Source organism: Methanosarcina barkeri str. Wiesmoor, assembly GCF_000969985.1.
Classification (GTDB): domain Archaea; phylum Halobacteriota; class Methanosarcinia; order Methanosarcinales; family Methanosarcinaceae; genus Methanosarcina; species Methanosarcina barkeri_B.
In genome coordinates, this window is sequence record NZ_CP009526.1 from 2424724 (window position 1) to 2445344 (window position 20621).

18 protein-coding genes are annotated in these 20621 nt (G+C 41.1%); 7 read left to right on the plus strand and 11 right to left on the minus strand.

Translation table 11 applies throughout. The features are described 5' to 3' along the window. Nucleotides 1-74: 74 nt before the first annotated feature. The 10 genes from MSBRW_RS10155 to MSBRW_RS10200 all read right to left on the minus strand — a co-directional run bounded on the left by MSBRW_RS10155 (nucleotide 75) and on the right by MSBRW_RS10200 (nucleotide 8712). Entirely contained in the window at nucleotides 75-1172 is a 1098-nt protein-coding gene (locus MSBRW_RS10155; protein WP_011307759.1) for an NADH:flavin oxidoreductase, read from the minus strand. 115 nt (nucleotides 1173-1287) lie between these two features. Then, on the minus strand, nucleotides 1288-2226 hold the full coding sequence (locus tag MSBRW_RS10160; protein WP_196298038.1) for a hypothetical protein: 939 nt from the start codon (nucleotides 2224-2226) through the stop codon (nucleotides 1288-1290). A 253-nt stretch (nucleotides 2227-2479) separates the two neighbouring features. Continuing rightward, nucleotides 2480-3301, minus strand: coding sequence for a hypothetical protein (locus MSBRW_RS20300; RefSeq protein ID WP_011307757.1), 822 nt, complete (start codon nucleotides 3299-3301; stop codon nucleotides 2480-2482). Between the two features lie 204 nt (nucleotides 3302-3505). After that, nucleotides 3506-4051, minus strand: a complete 546-nt coding sequence (gene msrA / locus MSBRW_RS10175) for a peptide-methionine (S)-S-oxide reductase MsrA (RefSeq protein WP_011307756.1) — start codon at nucleotides 4049-4051, stop codon at nucleotides 3506-3508. A 22-nt stretch (nucleotides 4052-4073) separates the two neighbouring features. After that, a complete protein-coding gene (locus MSBRW_RS10180; RefSeq protein ID WP_011307755.1) occupies nucleotides 4074-4658 on the minus strand; it encodes a YbhB/YbcL family Raf kinase inhibitor-like protein in 585 nt (194 codons plus the stop codon). Between the two features lie 323 nt (nucleotides 4659-4981). After that, nucleotides 4982-5188: a hypothetical protein gene (locus MSBRW_RS10185; RefSeq protein WP_011307754.1), complete on the minus strand. Its 207-nt coding sequence runs from the start codon at nucleotides 5186-5188 to the stop codon at nucleotides 4982-4984. A gap of 496 nt (nucleotides 5189-5684) precedes the next feature. Beyond that, nucleotides 5685-5861 carry a hypothetical protein gene (locus MSBRW_RS22165; protein WP_011307753.1) on the minus strand — a complete coding sequence of 59 codons (177 nt, stop codon included), beginning with the start codon at nucleotides 5859-5861 and terminating at the stop codon, nucleotides 5685-5687. Nucleotides 5862-6151: 290 nt separating this feature from the next. Next, nucleotides 6152-7351, minus strand: coding sequence for a potassium channel family protein (locus tag MSBRW_RS10190; RefSeq protein WP_011307752.1), 1200 nt, complete (start codon nucleotides 7349-7351; stop codon nucleotides 6152-6154). A 159-nt stretch (nucleotides 7352-7510) separates the two neighbouring features. Beyond that, on the minus strand, nucleotides 7511-8089 hold the full coding sequence (locus MSBRW_RS10195) for a magnesium transporter (protein ID WP_011307751.1): 579 nt from the start codon (nucleotides 8087-8089) through the stop codon (nucleotides 7511-7513). After that, a complete protein-coding gene (locus MSBRW_RS10200; protein ID WP_011307750.1) occupies nucleotides 8086-8712 on the minus strand; it encodes a magnesium transporter in 627 nt (208 codons plus the stop codon). The genes MSBRW_RS10195 and MSBRW_RS10200 overlap by 4 nt, the downstream gene beginning before the upstream one ends. 208 nt (nucleotides 8713-8920) lie before the next feature. Between MSBRW_RS10200 and MSBRW_RS10205 the strand changes: the two genes are divergently transcribed. The 7 genes from MSBRW_RS10205 to MSBRW_RS10235 all read left to right on the plus strand — a co-directional run bounded on the left by MSBRW_RS10205 (nucleotide 8921) and on the right by MSBRW_RS10235 (nucleotide 19417). Beyond that, nucleotides 8921-9133 (plus strand): Lrp/AsnC ligand binding domain-containing protein, encoded by a 213-nt coding sequence (locus tag MSBRW_RS10205; RefSeq protein WP_080565432.1) that lies wholly within the window; start codon nucleotides 8921-8923, stop codon nucleotides 9131-9133. A 665-nt stretch (nucleotides 9134-9798) separates the two neighbouring features. Beyond that, the gene (locus MSBRW_RS10210) at nucleotides 9799-11664 is read left to right on the plus strand and encodes a DNA topoisomerase VI subunit B (protein WP_011307748.1); all 1866 of its coding nucleotides are present in this window, start codon (nucleotides 9799-9801) and stop codon (nucleotides 11662-11664) included. A 1-nt stretch (nucleotide 11665) separates the two neighbouring features. Beyond that, nucleotides 11666-12775 (plus strand): DNA topoisomerase IV subunit A, encoded by a 1110-nt coding sequence (locus MSBRW_RS10215; RefSeq protein WP_011307747.1) that lies wholly within the window; start codon nucleotides 11666-11668, stop codon nucleotides 12773-12775. 241 nt (nucleotides 12776-13016) lie between these two features. Next, complete coding sequence (locus tag MSBRW_RS10220) at nucleotides 13017-13391, plus strand: hypothetical protein (RefSeq protein WP_048102926.1); 375 nt, start codon at nucleotides 13017-13019, stop codon at nucleotides 13389-13391. A gap of 421 nt (nucleotides 13392-13812) precedes the next feature. Then, nucleotides 13813-15714, plus strand: a complete 1902-nt coding sequence (gene gyrB, locus MSBRW_RS10225; RefSeq protein WP_011307746.1) for a DNA topoisomerase (ATP-hydrolyzing) subunit B — start codon at nucleotides 13813-13815, stop codon at nucleotides 15712-15714. A gap of 11 nt (nucleotides 15715-15725) precedes the next feature. Then, the gene (gyrA, locus tag MSBRW_RS10230; RefSeq protein ID WP_011307745.1) at nucleotides 15726-18575 is read left to right on the plus strand and encodes a DNA gyrase subunit A; all 2850 of its coding nucleotides are present in this window, start codon (nucleotides 15726-15728) and stop codon (nucleotides 18573-18575) included. Between the two features lie 527 nt (nucleotides 18576-19102). Further along, nucleotides 19103-19417 carry a protease inhibitor I42 family protein gene (locus MSBRW_RS10235; protein ID WP_048102925.1) on the plus strand — a complete coding sequence of 105 codons (315 nt, stop codon included), beginning with the start codon at nucleotides 19103-19105 and terminating at the stop codon, nucleotides 19415-19417. A gap of 527 nt (nucleotides 19418-19944) precedes the next feature. Here MSBRW_RS10235 and MSBRW_RS10240 read toward each other — a convergent pair. Then, the gene (locus MSBRW_RS10240; RefSeq protein WP_048102924.1) at nucleotides 19945-20463 is read right to left on the minus strand and encodes a Yip1 family protein; all 519 of its coding nucleotides are present in this window, start codon (nucleotides 20461-20463) and stop codon (nucleotides 19945-19947) included. Nucleotides 20464-20621 lie beyond the last annotated feature (158 nt).

The following is a 20621-nucleotide window of genomic DNA, read 5'->3' on the forward strand; positions in this document are numbered from 1 at the left end:
AGGTAGAATAAATAAAAACATGGATGGTAAAATAAGGAGTTAAGATTTAATCAATCCGAAAATTAATTGAATCCTTACTCAAACTGGAAATTGCAACTTATACCCTCAGGGTCAAAACAAAGATTACAGGACACGCACCTTGCCTTTTTAACTTTTCCTGATTTGAATTTCAAAACAATGTCAGGTTCGCTGATAAATGCCCTGCTCATTGAAATCATATCTGCAGATCCGTTTTCAAGCAAATCATTAATAACCGAAAGCGACCTGATGCCGCCGACAAGAATAACTGGAATGTTCACTGCACTTTTTATTGCTTTAGAACAATCCCTAAAATATGCTTCTTTTGCAGGAGTATTGATTGCAGTCCTTATAGTTACCCCACCTGCCTCACCGATTCCTCCGCTTACCTCAATTGCGCAGACTCCAGCCTTTTCCAGAAGCTTTGCAATTTCTACGGCCTGGAAAATGTCAAGTCCCAGTTCAGCCTTTGAACAACAGGGCTGGAAGCCATCGGTAGCATTCATTTTGACCAGAATGGGAAAAGAATCTCCAGCCTCTTCTTTTATGCGCCTGACAATTTCCGTGACTATTCTTGTCCGGTTTTCTACCGAGCCTCCCCAACGGTCAGTCCGCCTGTTCGTATAGGGAGAGATGAAATTACTTAAAAGAAAGCCGTGGGCACAGTGAAGCTGAACCCCGTCAAAACCTGCTTTTTTTGCCCTGACCGTCGCCTTTGTAAAAGCTTCGATTACTTTCAGGATTTCCTGTTCGGTCATTTCCCTCGGCACAACTGCCGAATGGCTGTCTTTTACTTCCGAAGGAGCCATTGGGACAGGATATTCGTCCGAAACGCTTGCCTGACGCCCTCCGTGAACTATCTGGAGCACGATTTTACTTCTGTATCTGTGCACTTTTTCGGTAATCTTCTTATAGGGCTCGATAAAACGATCATCATAGATGCCCTGCTGGTAGATATCGCTCTGCCCACCCGGAAGAACATAAGAATAACCAGTTATGATCATCCCGACCTCATTTTTTGCAAGCTCTTCATAAAGGTCTTCGAGCTTTGATGTAGGCGTTCCGTCTTCTTCAGCCAGAAATTCGTGAGTTGCGGACCTTACAAATCGGTTCTGGAGTTCCAGATTGCAGACAGTGATAGGGTCAAAAATCATGAGAAAAAATAGGATCAGGGAAGGTAAATAATTATCCTGACCCTTGAATAAAGGAAGTCGTGCGTTAGAAATAAAGTTCTTTTCAACTGCGACAATAAAGGAGGAAGGAATTTACTCAGGCAATTTCGCTTACGAACTCAATGGGGTTATCAGGATTATCAACGATATTGATATGCAGTTTTTCTGAACCACCTAAATTAGCAGCGTAACTTGCCACTACTCTTTGTTCAAAAGTAAATTTATTATCTAAAGTAATTTTATATCTGTAATATCCCGGCTCGACATTTATTTCAGGTGAAAAGATTTCATCTCCAGGCTTCGTTGTGTAGTTTTCTTTGGATACAGAATTATTATAGAAATCAAAAAGCTCGATATGGATTTCATGGCTCTTTTTATCACTATTCCTCAGGGTAAATTCGAATGGATCTAACGAATGATGTTTCTTAATTTCTTCCTCTCCTCCTTCATTATAATACCTCCACAGAAGATGGACAATTTTTCCATCATACTTCTCTTCAGTTGAAGCGATCCCATATGATTTATTGAAAAAATCCACATTGATACAAGCGTCAATTGAATCATCTTTTACTGTGAAAAAAACACTACTTTGCGGCTTTCCGACAATGTATCCCATATAAGAATTTACATTTGGTTTTTGAATCTCTCTTTCTTGAAGTTTAAGTTCATAGTCCTCTCCCATGAGGTCCAGGTTTACAGTTCCGTTAGAGGCTAATTCCCTGAATTTCGCAGGGTTCACTATTACAGTTTCAAAGCGATCACATGATTCAGGAGCCTTAATTGAATTCCTGTCAAGTTTTATTTCTTTAAATATATCGTTCTCATCAGTTTCCGACAAATTCTTATCTGAATTTTCACTAACAGAGGTTTCCCTGATTTTGTCGATATCTGCTGTTGCTATTTTAAAACCGCCCCAATCTATAGGAGACTCAAGAAAACTGCTATTATTCTCTATTTTTAGAATCAAATTTTTATTATCAGAAATGACCCCGTTGTTTGAACCCGAAGGAACCGAAAAAATTACAATTCCCAACAAGATTAGAGCTGCAGTAATTATACTTATAATACGCATAACTTTTCCTCAAAAAGTAAATAGTATTACGAGATATATCAAATTTAGGCAATAAAGTTTAAAAAATAACTGAAATCTTGACTCTATGATAAATAAAGTAAATATCTTAGTAAATATGTTCATAGTTTAGCTTATATAAAGTAACATATATAAAGAAAATGTGCAGCTTTAATTTTATAGCTTCATATTACCCTTTATACGAGTTACAAAAATTTACTCAGGCAACTGTAATTCCGAACGTAACAGGGTTTTCTGGATCATCAGAAATGTAGATGTATAGTGTTTCTGAAGAACTAACATCAGCTGCGTAATCTGCCTGTATTTTCTGTTCAAAAGTAAATTTATTGTCCAGAATAATTTCATACCTGTATTGTCCCAACTCGGCATTTATTTTCGGTGAGGAAATCTTTTCCTCAGGGTTCATTGTGTAGTTTTCTTTGAACACGGACTTATTATTAAAATCAAAAATCTCAATAGACATTACATGCTTTTTGGAATCACTGTTTATGAGGAAAAATTGTAAAGGATCGATTTCCATCTTTTCCAGCCTTTCCTTTTCTTTTTCCCAATCTTGCATAAATACAATGTAAACTGTTTTGCCATTATATTTCTCATCAGTGGGTCCAATGTTATATGTCACATTCCTGGGTTTACCCAGCCCAACAGACCCACAAAAACTGTTTTTTTGTAAATATAAGTCAGCTCTACTCTCATTACACCCTACAACAGGTCCCGCATAAAAGTATTCATCTTCAGTGTATCTGGACGCTTCCTGGATTTCAACTTCATATTCTTCTCCCATTAATCTAAGAGATACATGGCCACTGTCTGCGGCTTTCCTGAATTTCTCGATATCTATGGTTACTGTTTCAAAACCGTCCCAATCTTTCGAGAACTCAAGAAAACTGCTGTTGTTAACCTCTATTTTTTGAATTATATCGTCGTCCGAGATGTCTTCGTTGCTGGAGCCAGAATAAACAGAAAAAACGGCAATCCCCAATAAAATTAATATTGCAGCGGCTAGAACTTTAAAATGCATAACATTGCCTCAAAAATTAATAAGTTAATATATGCATTTAGTAGAATGTTTATCAAATTATCTAACAAAACAAAAAAAGTTAGAATAACATAAAATATGCTATAAAGTAATAGGGGCACAAGTTAAGCGCTATTCAGCTACAGAGCTCTTTTAAAGGTTATTTTTTCAAATTAAATTATTAAACGGTACTTTTCTTTTTGGGAGTTATTTCTTCAAACCTCGAAGTATGTTCTGCAGAAAGCCTTTCTTTTCAAAATACTGCTGGTGATACTCTTCGGCCATATAGAATTCCGAAACCGGCACAACCTCAGTAACTATAGGGTTCTTGAAAACCCCTGATTTTTCAAGCTTTTCTTTTGAAGCCAAAGCAGAAGCCTTTTGCTTCTCGTCATGATAAAAGATAACTGAGCGGTATTGTTTTCCAACATCAGGTCCCTGTCTGTCCTTTGTAGTGGGGTCATGGATTTTCCAGAAGACATCAAGTAAGGTTTCATAAGACACCACTTTTGGGTCGAAAATTACCCGAACTGCTTCGGCATGCCCGGTATCAAGGGTGCAGACCTGTTCATAAGTAGGGCGTTCAAAATGCCCGCCGCTGAAGCCAACCGCAGTTGCAACTACACCTTTAACCTGTCGGAAAGCTTCTTCAATGCCCCAGAAGCAGCCTGCAGCAAAGGTTGCTTTTTTCAGGTCGCTTCCGGGATTTTCGAAATAATCAGGATTCAATTCAGCGTTTTGGTTTTCTTCCACTCTTTCCCCCCCACATAAATAATTATTTTCTGCTGTATTTTCCCATCAATTCCCCTTCAGCAATAATATGCCCTATCATTTCGTTTTCGAGGCCTTTTCTTCCTGCTCCTGCTTTAAGATCCAGATTCTTGTCCAGAGCATAGACTCGGAAGAAATACCTGTGAGTTCCTGAGGGTGGACATGGTCCTCCGTATCCTATTTTCTTGAAATCGTTTAAACCCTCAATCCCAGGTATACTATCTTCTTCTATTTTCGCCACAGGTTCTATGTTCCAGACAATCCAGTGTGTGAATGTCTTCGTGGGAGCATCAGGATCGTCTACTATGATTACTAAACTTTCAGCCTCTTCAGGAATGCCTTCAAATTCCAAAGGCGGATTTATATTTTGCCCATCACAGGTGTACTTTCCTGGAATACTACCATTAGATTCAAATGCGCTGCTAGAAACCTTTATACTTTGAATATTCATGCTCTCATCCCCTTTACCGTCTTCGGGAAACTCCTTATTTACAGGCGCTCCGACTTTCTCATTTTGGACACATCCCGAAATGAAAACAATTGCTGCAAACAAGAATATCAGAACAACTGCACCGGTCTTTCTATTCATAGATGGCACCAGCTCCTGACAGCAGGAAAACTGCTCAACACTGGAATATTAAAGCTAAAAAGATATAACTTTAAGGCTTAAAGCTAAGGCTGCGCTATAATTAATCTCAAAAGACTGGTTCCTGCAGTACAGTTAGAGATCTAGGCTGAAGTGTATCCTCCTTTCAGTACTCAAATTTCAAGCAAGAAATCCGGCAGGTACGTGGTCGTCCCCTCCGCTAACCTTGTCGTAAAACCTTACATTTAAAGCCTTATATTAAATCTCCGAAGAAAAACCCTGCAGCCGTCTCGGGACCTAACTTATACCCTTATCGAAAATCAGGTTCAGTCTTCCACATCAAGAGATTGAATAATATCGTGGACTGTAAGTTCTCCTTTAGCTACGCGCTGGACAAGCGGATAGATAAATGAACAGTCATCCATTGCAGCCCAGCGTGCTTCTCCTACCCGTCTTACAACTTCGTCCATTATTTCGCCACATTTCGTGCAGTATTTTCCTTCACTCTCTGCTCCACAGCTTTCGCATTTCATAAAAATTCACCCATAGCTTATGGGACCGTAGAAAATAAATAAATTATGGTAATATATGAGCATATTTGCACAGTCTGGATAAATCAGAGGCAAAAAGAGAAATGTAGGGTTTGGGCAAAGTAAAATTACTTTACAATTACTTTATAATTACTTTATAATTATTTTATACTTATTATACTACTGTCAACTATAATGCCGTCAACTATACGACTGTCAACTATAAGACTGTCAACTATAATGCTGTTAACTATTAGGTTGTTAAAGTTGCTCAATTCGTAGATTTAATTTTTAAATTCAAGCGACAGGAAATTCGATTTATTGAATCATGCAGGAATATATACAGGCCTGATTTTTCTTGCCTGGTTTTATCTTCACCGAATGTTTCCAGACCGCGATCAAACAAGATTGGAAAGAATTTTTTCGATTTCCTCAACTCCCTGAACTCTTTACAGTCATATATTCTCTGCCGCGTCCCTCTGTACCCCTAGCTCAAGTTCTACCTCTCTTTTGATCTGAGGCTGAGCCCAGACGAAAGCTTCTGGATTTTTGGAATTGTATCAAAAGTTTTCAAGAGAGCAAGACCCACTGTATCATTTGCGACCACATCCGAACTTGCCAGTACAATGTCGGAATCCCTATTAATTTCAAGTCCTCCTGCAAGTTCCACTGCCACACTATGGATTCAAAGGTGTCTTTTTTCTTGAAAGCCCAACAATTACCATACTCAAAACCAACAATTACCATACTCAAAAACACCCATAGGATAATATATAACCAGAAATATAAAAATATAGTTAGGCATCTAAAAACAGGAAGCTCGTAAGCTTCCAAAACAGTTACAAATCAAAAATAATAAAATAAAAAATGTAACTATTCAGAAACTTTCATTCCAGGTTATACTTCCTGTGAATGGGATCGCGCCAATCTGCAGGGAATGAAAGGGTAGAAATTGCAATAGGGGGATTACTGGTTAAGTTTACACTCACACATTTCTATAAGCGCCCCTTCTCCAATCCTTGAGCCGCGTGCAATAAGCATATCTCCTGCCTGAACAACTGTATTTCCTTTCGGAGCATAGACCCAGCGGTCAGCCCTTTTGATTGCCATTACGTGCAGCCCGGTTTCGGTCTCAAGCTTCAATTCAGAAAAAGTCTTTCCGACTATAGGAGAACATTTCTCGACCTGGAGCCTGGTTATAACCTCTTCGGAGTTTCTGACCGCAAGGGTGATAATGGGGTGAAGTTCTATGTCCCTGAGTACGGTATCCGCAATTCCGTAGGCAGCGTCGGAAATAGCTTCAGAGGCACTTGCAAGGTGCAGGATTCCCCTGAGCATGTTCACATCCTCAAAATGCTTTGCGGTTTCAAGCACCCAGTGCTGAAGTTCATATTTCATAGAGTCCATTTCGGACTCCAGGGCACTAACCTCATACGCTATATCTTCGTTATCAAAAAGAATAGCAGAGTATGCAAGCCCTACCGAGAGTTCGGACATATTCTTCATATCCACGATAATATCCACGGCATGCTCAAGGTCTTTCAAAAGCTTATCGTGCTCGATCTCCTTTGGTACGAATTTCTTTGTTGTGGCCATCTCGAAAAATAGCGTGACTCCTTCATCATGACCTCTGGCAATCAAAACATCTCCCTGCCGGAGGCGAGTTTCTTTGTCAGGGTCATAAATCCAGTCCTCATTTCTCCTGATAGCAATAATCCACATGCCTGTCTCGATATCAAGTTCGAGGTCGCCAAGCGTACGTCCTGACATTGAAGATTCTGCGGCAACTGTTGCCCTGACTATGGTCTCTTCCGCTTCCCTGAGAGCAACTTTCAGTTCCATCGGAATTCCCATGTTCATGAGAACTATCTTGGCAATATCGCCTGCAGCGTTAGCGATATTTTCCGAACACGCAGCAACCTGTAAAACTCCCAGGAGGCCTTCGGCCTCATCAACCCTGCGTGTGCTTAACATCGCGGCCATCTTAATGTGATAATCGAGGGTATCCATCTTATCTTCAAGATTGAGTACCTCTTCTGCAACATCCTCATCATCGTAAATCATTGCAGAGTATGCAAGGTCTACCATGAGTTCGGAAGTATCCTTCATCTCAGTCAAAAGATCCTTGAGGTTCTTTGGACTGTATCTGAATTCTTTAGGGAACATGGTCTCTAGATCAACTCTACCTTATGCTGGTGTGTATGAGTATATACTTAATAGTAATTATTAATTATTAATATTTGATAACTCAGGTTCTAAGAACCTGGCTGGAATCTAATAAACTAATAATTAGAACTGGCATTTAATTAAAATATTAAAACTTTTTTATAAAATTTTTAATAAGTAAAGGGCTATCAAAATTCCTGTAACTCCAACGAGATCTCCAAGGCTTGCTATGAAAGGAATGACCGTATCATCTGGATCGATCCCAAATCTGTGGGAAATAAAGGCGATGGCAACTGTTGCAGAATACACGACGGCAAGTTCTACGATAACGGCAATGAGGCTGATTTCCAGAATGGTGAGATAAGGCATCCCAAACCCAAGGAAACTGCTTGCCAGAAAGACCAGTACGCTGACCGAAATTGACGAAACAAATCCGACAATTGCAGCTGCAATAACACTATTGTGTACGACCGGATTACTCCTGAGATTATCTCCAAGCCCCATATGGAAAGCAGACGAAAGCCTGGCTCCAAGCATGCTGCCAGTATCCCCTCCGATCTTGATGAGGGAAGGAATAAGAATCAGTATCGCTGGCATCGATATAAGGCTTTTTTCCCTTGAGTTCAGGATCTGCCCCACAAAAATTCCCATCACACATGTAACTATAAGTACTGGTAGCCCGCGCTGAATGATACCGCTTATTGTGTAGTAAGGAGTCTGTTGCCTTGTTTTTTTCAAAGCATCACCACCAGTTTTGCCGAGAGGAAAAGCATGAGCATAGAAACAATATCTCCGATAGTTGCAATCGAAGGTGTAACAACATTATCAGGATCAAAACCAAATCTGAACATTCCTACGGCAAGCAGAGTTGCAACAAAAGAAAGAATTAGTCCGGAAGTAAAAGCTGATATCACGCAAATAAGGGTAAGTTTAAAGACCCCGGCACTTTCAAAGCCCAGAGCAAGGGTTACAAAGTGCCCGAGGATTCCGAGAATAAAAGCGGTAATAACGCTTAAGATCAGGGAACCGGAGATATTATTCATGAGTTCGGGGTTATGCCTGTCGAGCTCTGTAACTAGCCCCAGATGAATCGCACTGCCAAGCCTTGAGCCAAGGGTAGAAGAAATATTTCCCCTGAGTCCGAGCACACCGGGATAGATCACAATTAATCCCGGTACCATCTCAAGTTCTTTTGTCATTCCCGAAAATATAATTCCTGCAGCTACTCCCCCAACAGTAGCAATAAGTTCAAAAGGCAACGCCTCACGTACTATTGATGAAACACTCGCATACTCGCTCAGGTATTTATCAATATACTGGGACTCGAAAAGATCTTCATCCCTGTGAGACTCTGAGGGCATGCGGTTGTATTATACACTAATAATATTAAAACAATCGCTAACTTCAGAAAAAAGTCTATCTAAAAATGTTTATCCTTTGGGCTCACGAAACTGGACAATAAATTAAATAATGTTGAATCCCAACCAGTTCAATCAGTTTATTCGGTTTCCGGAAAAAAGATAAATAACTTGCAGCCGTTACCTTATATACATGGTAGTAGGGATCACAATGATAAACGTGTTGCCAGGTTATGAAAAGGCAGCATACCGAGAATTGAAGAACATCGAGGGAATTAAGGATGTTTACCATGTCTTTGGGGAGTATGACTTTGTAATAATAATAGATGTTGAAGACATGAATATCCTGAATGATGTGGTAGATAGAATCAGGGAAAGCGAAACCGTAATAACCACCAAGACAATTGTCGGAGCAGAACTTTAATTCTCCTGCTTAAAAATTAGCGCATCTTGGTCAGGATAAAACAGAAGGAACGAAAAAACAAAAGCAATATATTTTTTAGCAGGTCCTGGCTTTTTACCTTAACCTTTTATTGAGGATCAAACTGGTGAAAGTTCTTCTTTTAAAAAATGTTTCGATAGATTAAATCTGCTTGAAACAATTAGAGATGCAGAAAAATGTATTAATAAGCATATTTGTGTTATGTTTATAAAGTTAGTTTTTATAATATGAAACTGTTTCCCTGTGTTAAAATGATATTTTTTATGCTGTGAAACTATTTTCCTATATTTTAACAGATCCTTTAAAAAAATATGAGATTATTAAACTCTACCACGTAAGGAAGCCAAAATACATAAAATAGACAAAAGGTATGCTGTTGTCAAAAATAGTGGAACACTAAAACATTAAAGTGCTAAAACATTAAAGTGCTAGAAAAATAAAAGACCCGGATAGCAGGACATTAAACCAGTTAACACTAGATAACAGCAAAACGCTAAAATCGCAAAGCACTAGAATAGCAAAATGCTAAAACAGTATAACTAACAATGGGATTACTTTTAAGGTAAAATTCCTGCTTTAGGTGTGTGTAAAAGAATATTTAAAGCAGTATAAAGTTACATTGATTTTTCAACCTGAGGTAAATTTTCATGGAATTCACCATTGCAGAAGAACTTGCCAAAAATCAAAAGTCAATAAGCGTTGCAGAATTTTTTGAAAAAAACAGGCAGATCCTGGGTTTTGACTCGGCTCCCCGAAGCCTCATAACAACTGTAAAAGAAGCTGTTGACAATGCCCTGGACGCCTGTGAGGAAGCAGGAATTCTGCCCGATATTCTTGTCCAGATTGAAAGAACCGGACAGGACTATGTAACTGTTATTATAGAAGATAACGGACCAGGAATTATAAAAGAGCAAATCCCCAAAGTTTTTGCAAAGCTTCTCTATGGTTCCAGGTTTCATGCTCTTAAGCAAAGCAGGGGACAGCAGGGAATAGGAATTTCCGCAGCCGTCCTCTATGCCCAGATGACTGCGGGCAAGCAGACGAAAATCCTCTCCAAAACCGGCTCCGGTAACCCTGCACATTATTACGAGCTTATGATCAATACCAGCACGAATGAACCAGACATCCTGAAAGACGAGATAAGGGACTGGTTCCGCCCACATGGGACCCAGATCGAGCTGGAAATGAAGGCTGCCTACGTAAAAGGAAGAAGGCAGTCCATTTCCGAGTACCTCAAAGCTACTGCAATTGTGAATCCACATGCAAGAATTACCCTTATAGAACCTGACGGCAATGAGGAGGTTTTTGAAAGAGCCACGGATAAGATGCCCAAGCCAGCCGAAGAAATCCTGCCTCATCCTGAAGGTATAGAACTTGGCACTCTAATGAAGATGCTCCATTACACTGAGCGCCAGAAACTTGCCCCATTTCTTCGCTACTCTTTTTGCAAAATTGGGTTGTTAACTGCCGAGGAAATCTGCAAAGCTTCAGGGCTTGACCCTGAGATCGACCCTCATGCTCTTGGCCGCCATGAAGCGAGAAAGCTAATTGAGGCTTTTGAGAAGGTAAAGATCATGTCTCCTCCCACGGACTGTCTTTCCCCAATAGGAGAAGAGCTGATTTACAGGGGGCTTGAAAAAGAAACAAATGTGGATTTCATTGCCACAAGCACCCGAAAACCCGCAGTATATTCAGGAAATCCTTTTGTGGTGGAAGTGGGACTCGCTTACGGAGGAAAACTTCCAAAAGAAGAAAAGATCAGTATAATGCGTTTTGCTAACCGTGTGCCTTTGCTTTACCAGCAGGGAGGCTGTGTAACCACACATGCCGTAGAAGACATTAAATGGAAACAATATGGCTTAAACCAGCCCGGAGGAGGAGTTCCTGTAGGCCCGGCTATCCTCTTGATCCATGTTGCTTCTATTAACGTGCCTTTCACTTCAGAATCAAAAGATGCTATTGCTGACATTCCTGTAATCAAGGACGAGATCGACCTCGCGATCAAGGATGTTGCAAGAAAGCTCAAGCACTATCTGAGCAAGCAGAGCAACCTCAAGAAGCGCCGGGAAAAAGAGATTATCATTACAAAAGTACTCCCTAAAATGGCTGTAAAGGTTGCTAATATCCTGGAAAAAGATGTCCCGGACATTAATCCTGTCGTTGCAAAAATTATGGGAAACCTGCTTGTACACAGAAAAGTGAAGAGAAACGAGGATGGGACTGCAGACGTTGTAATAAAAGTCAAGAATTTCGGGACCTCTGCATATGCTTTCAAAGTTCATGAGATGCTGCCCTGTACGATCCTCGGAGCAAAGCCCGAACCAAAGGTTGTGACTTTGGGCAATGATTACGATTATGTATGGGATATCTCAGCAGCAGCTGGGTCTTCAAAGGTGCTCAGCTACAGGATAGAATCTACAACCGATAAAGAACTTGGAACATTTCCTGACCTTGTTGTGGAAGGACTTGAAGAAGAGCTTGTAACCGGGGCAAAAGCCTTTAAGGGGGTATAAAATGGCCAGAAAAATAAGTAATAAAAAAACTCAGAGAGATCTCCTGGCAAGAGAAAAGCTGTTTGAGCTTGCAGAGAAGATTTACAACCAGTTCGAAAATGAAGTTGTCCCAAGCATCAGCCTTCCAAGCCGGACAAAATCAAATCTAGAATACTCCAATGAGAGTGATGTTTGGGTCTATGGAGGCCGGGAAAGCGAGAGGAGTGCAAAAACCGTAAAAGGGGCATTCCAGCTCCTGAAAACTACTTACGCCACCGAGTTCCTTATAAACGAGCACCTTGCCCAGAGCCGCGGTTCAACGCTTCGAGAACTTTACTATATTTCAGAAGGCTGGGAAGCTGCGAAATTCAAAGAACAGGCTGAGAGCGACCGTCTGATCGAAGACCTTGAACTCCTTACAAACCTTCAGAGAGAGTATTTCCATATGCGCCCTGAAGAAGACGGAGCTACCATGTTCGGGCCTATTGAAATTACAGAGCAGACAAATCGTGGAGAACGGAATATTCACTGCCAGAAAGACGTGGGGGAAGGAGGGTACCAGATCCCCTTCAATGTGGAAAATATCGAATTCAAAGCCCATGATGCAAGCATGATTATTGCCATAGAAACCGGTGGTATGTACGCACGTTTGATGGAAAACGGGTTTGACGAAGCTTACAATGCGATTCTTGTCCACCTCAAAGGTCAGCCTGCCCGTTCAACACGCAGGATTATCAAGCGCATGAACGAGGAATTAGGTATCCCTGTAGCCGTTTTTACGGACGGCGATCCCTGGTCCTACAGGATCTATGCCTCGGTTGCCTACGGGGCTATAAAAAGTGCTCATCTTTCGGAATTTATGGCAACTCCCGCAGCCAAGTTTCTTGGCCTTCAGCCCTCGGATATAGTCGAGTATGAACTCTCGACCGACAAGCTTACAGAACAGGATATAAATGCGCTGCGTAGCGAACTTTCCGATCCGCGTTTTGAATCCGACTACTGGAAAGAACAAATCCAGCTCCAGCTCGATATAGGAAAAAAGGCCGAACAGCAGGCTTTTGCAGGTAAAGGCCTTAACTTTGTAACCGAGGTATACCTGCCCAATAGGCTCAAAGAAATGGGTATGCTGTAACGCCCGAGTTCCGTCACCCGAGTTCCGTCACCCGAGTCTCGTCACCCGAGTCCCGTCTCGGGAGGACGGAGCCCTTTTCGCTTCGCTCAAGAGGGCTGAATTAGGGGTAAGAACGTCTACATTCTCAACGAGCTCAGAACATCTGATTTACCCGAATTTCGTTTTGGACCATGCGGTGGGCGTGGTTACAACCCTTTTTAAAAAAGGATTGAGTGAAAACTTCTAGTAACGTTTGAGTTTGATGAACTTATCCCCAAACCCCATCGGCGTGATCACAATCCTTTTGAAAAAAGGCTTGATCGCAACCCTTTTAAAAAAAGGCTTGACCGAAAACTTCAGTAACAACATGGTCGGCGTGATTAACCGGCGCAACGGTTGTGGCACAAGCCTTTTTAAAAAAGGCTTGACCGAAAATATTAGTAACGACGAGATCAACATCGTCGATGATTGCGGGTCAATGGTTGAGGTTCTATGCTTGCTGGTTAAGTTTAGAGTGAAACATTGTAACTTAATAATAATAGATGTATTTTTTAAAAACTGCAAGCAAACCCAATCGATTTTGAGTTTGGAAAGATACTCCGAAACTGTATATGTAAAAATTGTAAAAATCTTCTGATAAACAGTATAAATGCCGCGACTTCTGTTCTGATTCCTTGTGAGACGCGAATTTTTGCGAGCGAAACAGCAAATATTAATTTAAACTAAAGACGTATTAAAAAATTAATATGAAAAGCGCATATTTGGACACAAAATTATGCTAAAAAGTCCCTGTTCTGAGAGGATTGATACTGAAAAATCTTGTGCAATTTTCAGGGAATCTAAAGGCTTAAAATGTATGAGCGCATAATGAATCTGGTTCGTGGAAGAAAGGATAATTATAAAATATAATAATCACTTAATAAAAAATGAAGGCTTACAGGACTGATACGAAATCTAAGACCTATTTTGATAAAAGTTTCCCCGCGAATTTTAAAAAAAGAATGTAATGTTACGTGATTTAGATAACTCTACTAGATTTTTATGGAGAATAAATTAAGATGAGTGATAAACAGGTTTACGATGCTTCGCACATCCAGGTGCTTGAAGGCCTGGAGGCTGTCCGGAAGCGTCCCAGCATGTATATAGGGAGCACGGATAGTCGCGGGCTCCACCACCTAGTCTATGAAGTAGTAGACAATAGTATTGATGAAGCCCTTGCAGGCTTCTGTACCATAATAAATGTTACAATCAACCCGGACGGGAGTGTGACAGTCCTGGATAATGGGAGAGGTATCCCCGTCGATCCTCATCCATTTCACAAAAAATCAGCCCTTGAGGTTGTAATGACTGTTCTGCATGCAGGAGGGAAGTTTGATAAGAATACCTACAAGGTTTCAGGGGGACTGCATGGAGTAGGGGTTTCTGTTGTAAATGGACTTTCAGAATGGCTGGAAGTAGAAGTGGCAAGAGAAGGCAAGAAGTATTTCCAGCGCTATGATCGTGGAAAGCCAAAAGCTGATGTCCTGGAAATCGGAACTTCGGAAACTACAGGCACAAAGACTACTTTTAAGCCGGATGAAAAAATTTTTGAGACACTGGATTTCGATTATGAGATCCTTTCAAACCGGTTAAGAGAATTAGCTTTCCTGAACCGGGGCCTTACTATCAGCCTTATGGATTTAAGGACCCCCGACGGACAGGCTGAGACTTTCACCTACGAAGGGGGAATTGTGGAGTTCGTGAAGTATCTGAACAATAAGAAACAGCCTCTCCACGCCCCGATTTATTTTGAGCGACAAAGGGACGACATGGTAGTAGAAATTGCAATGCAGTACACAAGCAGCTATGCAGAAAACGTGTACTCTTTCGCAAACAATATCAATACCCACGAAGGCGGCACCCATATTATCGGTTTCAAGACCGCACTGACAAGGGTCGCAAATGACTACATTAAAGCTAATAAACTTTCCAAAGAAGACATAAAGCTCACAGGCGATGATGTAAGGGAAGGACTGACCGCAATCATCAGTGTCAAACTCATGGAACCCCAGTTTGAGGGGCAGACCAAGACAAGGCTTGGAAATAGTGATGTCAAAGGAATTGTGGACTCCCTTGTAACTGATGGACTTGCGGAATACTTTGAGGAAAATCCCAAAGTTGCAAATGTTATTCTTGAAAAAGCCCTCCTTGCCCAGAAAGCCAGAGAAGCTGCAAAAAAAGCAAGAGAGTTGACCAGAAGAAAAAATGCTCTTGAAGTCAGTACCCTTCCCGGAAAACTTGCGGACTGCTCGGAAAAGAATCCTGCAGCCTGCGAGATTTACATTGTGGAAGGTAATTCAGCAGGTGGTTCGGCAAAGCAGGGTAGAGACAGGAGTTTTCAGGCTATTTTACCTCTTAGAGGCAAGATCCTGAACGTGGAAAAATCCAGACTTGCAAAGATCCTGAAAAACGAGGAGATCATTTCCCTAATCACTGCCATTGGGACAGGAATCAGCGAGGACTTTACTCTGGAAAGTGCCCGCTACCATAAGGTCATTATCATGACTGATGCCGATGTGGATGGAGAACATATCAGGACTCTTCTTCTCACGCTGTTCTTCCGTTATATGAGGCCTCTAATTGACGAGGGATACGTATACATTGCCCAGCCTCCTCTCTACCGCATAAAGAAAGGTAAAGCTGAGTACTACATACACTCTGATAGGGAACTGGAAGCAAAGAAAAAAGAACTCGGGGAAAAAGGACTTGGAATCCAGCGTTATAAAGGGCTTGGAGAAATGAACCCAGGACAGCTATGGGAAACCACCATGAACCCTGAGAGCCGGATTCTTTTACAGGTGACCCTGGAAGATGCGATTCGGGCTGATGAGATCTTCAGAGTCCTCATGGGAGATGAGGTTGAGCCACGCCGGAACTTCATAGAAGCACATGCAAAAGAGGTCGTAAACCTGGACATCTAAGGTGGCTAAAAATGGCAAAATATGAAGACGAGAAGAAACTCGAAGATGAATTGAAAAAATCTTATCAGTCTACCCTTCTCCCCGAAGAAAAAGATGAAGTAATGGAAAATGGGGACGGTTCGGCCGCCCTTACACAGGAAGATTCGGGCAAAAGACTGGAATTAAACGTATCAGACCCTGCTTCAGATGATCCAGAAGACAAAGGTATAGAGCCAGGTCAGAGTGGGGTTACTTCCATCCTTATCGAAAATGAGATGAAACGCTCTTACATCAACTATGCGATGAGTGTGATCGTTGGAAGAGCTCTTCCCGATGCAAGGGATGGTTTCAAGCCAGTTCACCGCAGGGTCCTTTTTGCTATGAAAGAGGCAGGGATCACGCATGATAAACCTTACAAGAAGTCAGCCCGTGTGGTGGGAGATGTGCTCGGTAAATACCACCCTCACGGAGATACTGCGGTCTATGACACTATTGTGCGTATGGTTCAGGATTTCTCTCTTCGTTACCCTTTAATTGATGGGCAGGGAAACTTCGGGTCAATAGATGGTGACTCGGCTGCTGCCATGCGTTACACTGAAGTCCGTATGGACAGAATCGCAGAAGAGATGCTGGTAGACATCGACAAGGAAACAGTTCCCTTCATGCCAAATTACGACGGGTCAATGGAAGAGCCCGAAGTCCTCCCTGCAAAACTTCCGAACCTTCTTGTCAATGGATCCACAGGTATTGCGGTAGGGATGGCAACTAACATGGCACCTCATAACATCGGAGAGGTCATTGACGGCATTCTTATGCTTATTGAAAATCCTGACATCACAATTCCTGAGCTCATGACCGTAATCAAAGGCCCGGATTTTCCTACAGGTGCTCATATTCTTGGGACGGCAGGCATAAAATCGGCTTATATGACCGGAAGAGGTGCTTTAAAAATTAGGGCAGTTGCCGAGATTCAGGAGTTTAAAAAAGACAGACAGCGAATTATCGTAACCGAACTTCCTTATCAGGTAAACAAAGCCAGGATGATTGAAAATATTGCCCAGCTAGTTCGGGAAAAAACAATAATGGGAATTTCCGACCTTCGTGACGAGTCTGACAGGGAAGGAATCAGGGTTGTTATCGAGCTTTCTCGAGGTACGAATCCAAAGGTTGTTTTAAATCAGCTTTATAAGCACACTCAAATGGAAACCACTTTCGGGGTAATCAATCTGGCTCTTGTTGACGGAAAACCAAAAGAGCTGAACCTGAAGGAACTTCTTGAGATCTATCTTGAATACAGGATGGAAATTATCCAGAAGCGGACACTTTATGACCTCAGAAAGAGCGAGGAGAGAGCTCATATCCTTGATGGGCTCAAGATTGCTCTGGATAATATAGACGAAGTCGTTGCTCTGATAAAGGGCTCGGCAAATGCTGATGAAGCAAAGAAGGGCTTAATGGAGAATTTTGCCCTTGACGAGATTCAGTCAAAGGCTATCCTTGATATGCGCCTGCAGCGCCTGACAGGACTCGAAACCAAGAAGGTGCTTGAGGAGCTGGAAGGGCTTGTAAAGCTGATAGGAGAACTTAATAAAATCATTGAGAGTGATGAACTCAAGTACGAAATAATCAGGAATGAACTTCTGGAGCTCAAGGAAAAGTATGGGGATGCTCGCAGGACTAAAATCATGCAGGCTGCTTCTGAAGTCAGAGAAGAGGATCTTATTCATGAAGAAGAAGTTGTTGTCACGATTACTAATGGAGGCTACATAAAGCGCATCCCACTCAAGACTTACACCATGCAGCACCGTGGAGGCAGGGGTATAATCGGCATGGAAATGAAGGAAGAAGACTTCGTGGAAAATCTCTTCATTTCCTCAACCCATAACTATATCCTTTTCTTCACAAACCTCGGAAGGCTCTACTGGGAAAAAGTATATGAGATCCCTGAAGGCTCCCGGCAGTCCAGGGGCAAAGCCATAGTAAACCTTCTGGAGCTTAAGGGAGGCGAAACAATTAATGCAATGATTCCTGTCAAGGAGTTTGACAAAAACCACTACCTTCTCATGGCAACAAGGGAAGGTACTATTAAAAAGACTCCTCTCTCGGAGTTCAAGAACCCGAGGAAAGCAGGCATAATTGCAGTCACCCTTGATGAAGATGACGAGCTTGTAAGAGTTCTCCTTACCGACGGGAAAAAAGAAGTCCTGATAGTTTCAAAGAAAGGCAAAGCTATCCGTTTCTCTGAAAAAGACGTCCGTCCGATGGGCCGAACTGCAAGAGGTGTACGGGGTATGGCCCTTGACGGCCCTGAAGACGAAGTTGTCAGTCTAGACATCGTCGATGAAACCACGACCCTCCTGACCGTAACTGAAAACGGCTTTGGCAAGAGAACCGAGTACTCTCAGTACCCTGCGCACCGTCGCGGTGGAAAAGGCGTGATAACAATCATTACCAACGAGAGGAACGGCCCGGTCTCAAGAGTCCGGTCCGTAGCCGATGACGATGAACTTATCTTCACCAGTGCCGATGGTATCATTATCCGCATTCCTGCGAAAGATATCTCGATCCAGGGCAGAAACACCCAGGGCGTAAGGATCATTAATCTCAAATCCGGCGACAAAGTTGCAGGCATAGCAAGAATTCAAAACGGGAAAGCCGAAAAGAACCTGAAACTCACAGCTTTCAAAGGCAAAGAAGCCACAGAAGCAACTGGAGCCGGAGAGGAAGCCGAGGTTCCGGAGGGCGAAGCTGAAGATCTCAATGAGTTTGACGAAGTAGAAGACTTTGAAACTGCCGATGAAGCAGAAGAAACTGAGGAAACCGAAGAAATAGAAGGGGATGAAGCAGAAGAGGACGACGTAGAAGAAATTGAAAAAGACTGAATAACGCACGTAGGTGAAGAACTATAATTCTTCACTCAAACTGCTGCCGGAGTCATGATTTTTTGGGGTTTTGTTTCCGGCGGCGGGCTTTTTGTCTGGAGGGGAGCCGGGCAGTGAACTTATTTTTCGGGGTGGGTTTTTTGAATAGATATTTTTAAAACAATGAGTACCGAGAGGTACAGTTTTCAGAATTTTTATTATTCAGGGTCAATTTAAGTTTTGATTTTTCGTAAAAACAGCTGCTATACAATAGTTGAGCTCACAGAACAAATAACAGAACAAATAAAGAGAAACTCTGGAATATTTGAGACTAATTTTCCATAACAGACTTATACTGTTTTTCGTAAGGAGTGTCAAACATTAGTATTTATATAGTTATATAATATACAAAGTTAGGAAGTTGTATATACTTGAACCAACATTCTAACGTATAACTCACTCACTTAAATAAATTGTTTAAAGTACTACTACACACAGCAATTTCCAGAAAAATGGTGAGAGAGTTGACATAAAGGAGGAATTTAAGAATGCAAGAATTAGAAGTATTGCCACCGATAAATGCGAAAGTTGGAGATATATTCGAAATTTCAATACCCTCGAATCCTTCTTCGACCGGCTATAACTGCTTACTGTCAGAGATGCCAAGTTGTGTTTACTTTGTAGAGTCAACGTACGTACCCGATGAACCTGTCATGACAGGAAAAGGTGGAACTAGCAAGTTCAAATTTGTTGCAGTCGAAAGCGGGAGTGGCCCAATTATTTTCCATAGTGTAAAGTTCTCTCATCCTCTGGATATATTGGAATCTACTCCTATGCAACAAAGGTTTGTTATAGTCGAGTAATGAAATGGCTTTATTTTGCCATTCATCTTCCATTTTTTTGTCATAGCTGTTCATTCTGTTTTAGTCTAAGTTTCAGTCAGTTACTACTCCTCAACCTGTTTTTTTTCGCGGATTTTTTATCCAGGGCCAATTATTTCTAACAAAAATCAACGAGATTTCACAGGAGTGAAAACATTTACGAAAATTTTCGGCGGAGAACTTTTTGTCTGGAGGGAAGCCGGGCGGTGAACTTATTTTTCGGGGCGGAGTTTTTGAATCGATTTTTTTGAGGGATTGAGTAATTGAAGGTATAATTTTTTGGAATTCTTAGAAACCTTGTGCTGCGGATCTAAAAGTTTATTTATATAGCTTTCGTTGGCATTTCACTATTTTTTATAAATGTGAAATAGCAATTTAAGGTTAAAAGTTGAGTGAAATTTCTGGTTGTTTCGATATAACTGTATTTTTCAAATTTCTTTTACATGCATAAAACAGGATGAGTTATGACAATTGAAGAATAGAACGTGGAGATTCGATGAATTTCGGTTTCATAAAGCATAAACGAAGCCAATTATTGTGAAATCGAACAGAAACGAAAAGACAAATGACCCTGCTAATACAGTAAAGAACGACTTCCAATAGCTCAAGTTATGAACAAACTGTCCTCCCCGACTGCAAATATGTACCCAGTAAATACCCATCAGTATATTTATCGGAGACATTGGTAAATATTCTATAGGCATAACTACAGTTGAGTAGGCCATTATAATGAAGGTATCTTTATAACTTCCTTCACCTCCAAGCAGTTTAAATGAGATAATATTACCCATTGTAAAAGATGCATTAATAACCAAAAGGTGTAGCATTTCTGTAAAAAAGATTGTTCCGGGAATTGTTAATTCTTCAATTATGTACATAGTTTCAAAAAAGTCCCCTACCAATGTTGTAATTAACAGAAATACTATGCTGAAAATTAAAGCATGAATAAAATTATTCTCACGGGAAATTTTTCTGAAGAATTCTGAAGGTTTCAGCAACACATCCATAAATACAGTAAAATAATTCATGACAACACTCATATATTATTTTAAATGTTCATGTACATAAATTAAATTTTCCAGAAAACGAGCAATTTTGAAATATTTTTAATAATTATATACCCGAGAGTCTAATTTTCAGAATTTTCACTATTCAGGACCGGTTTGAGTTTCAAGGAATCTTAAAA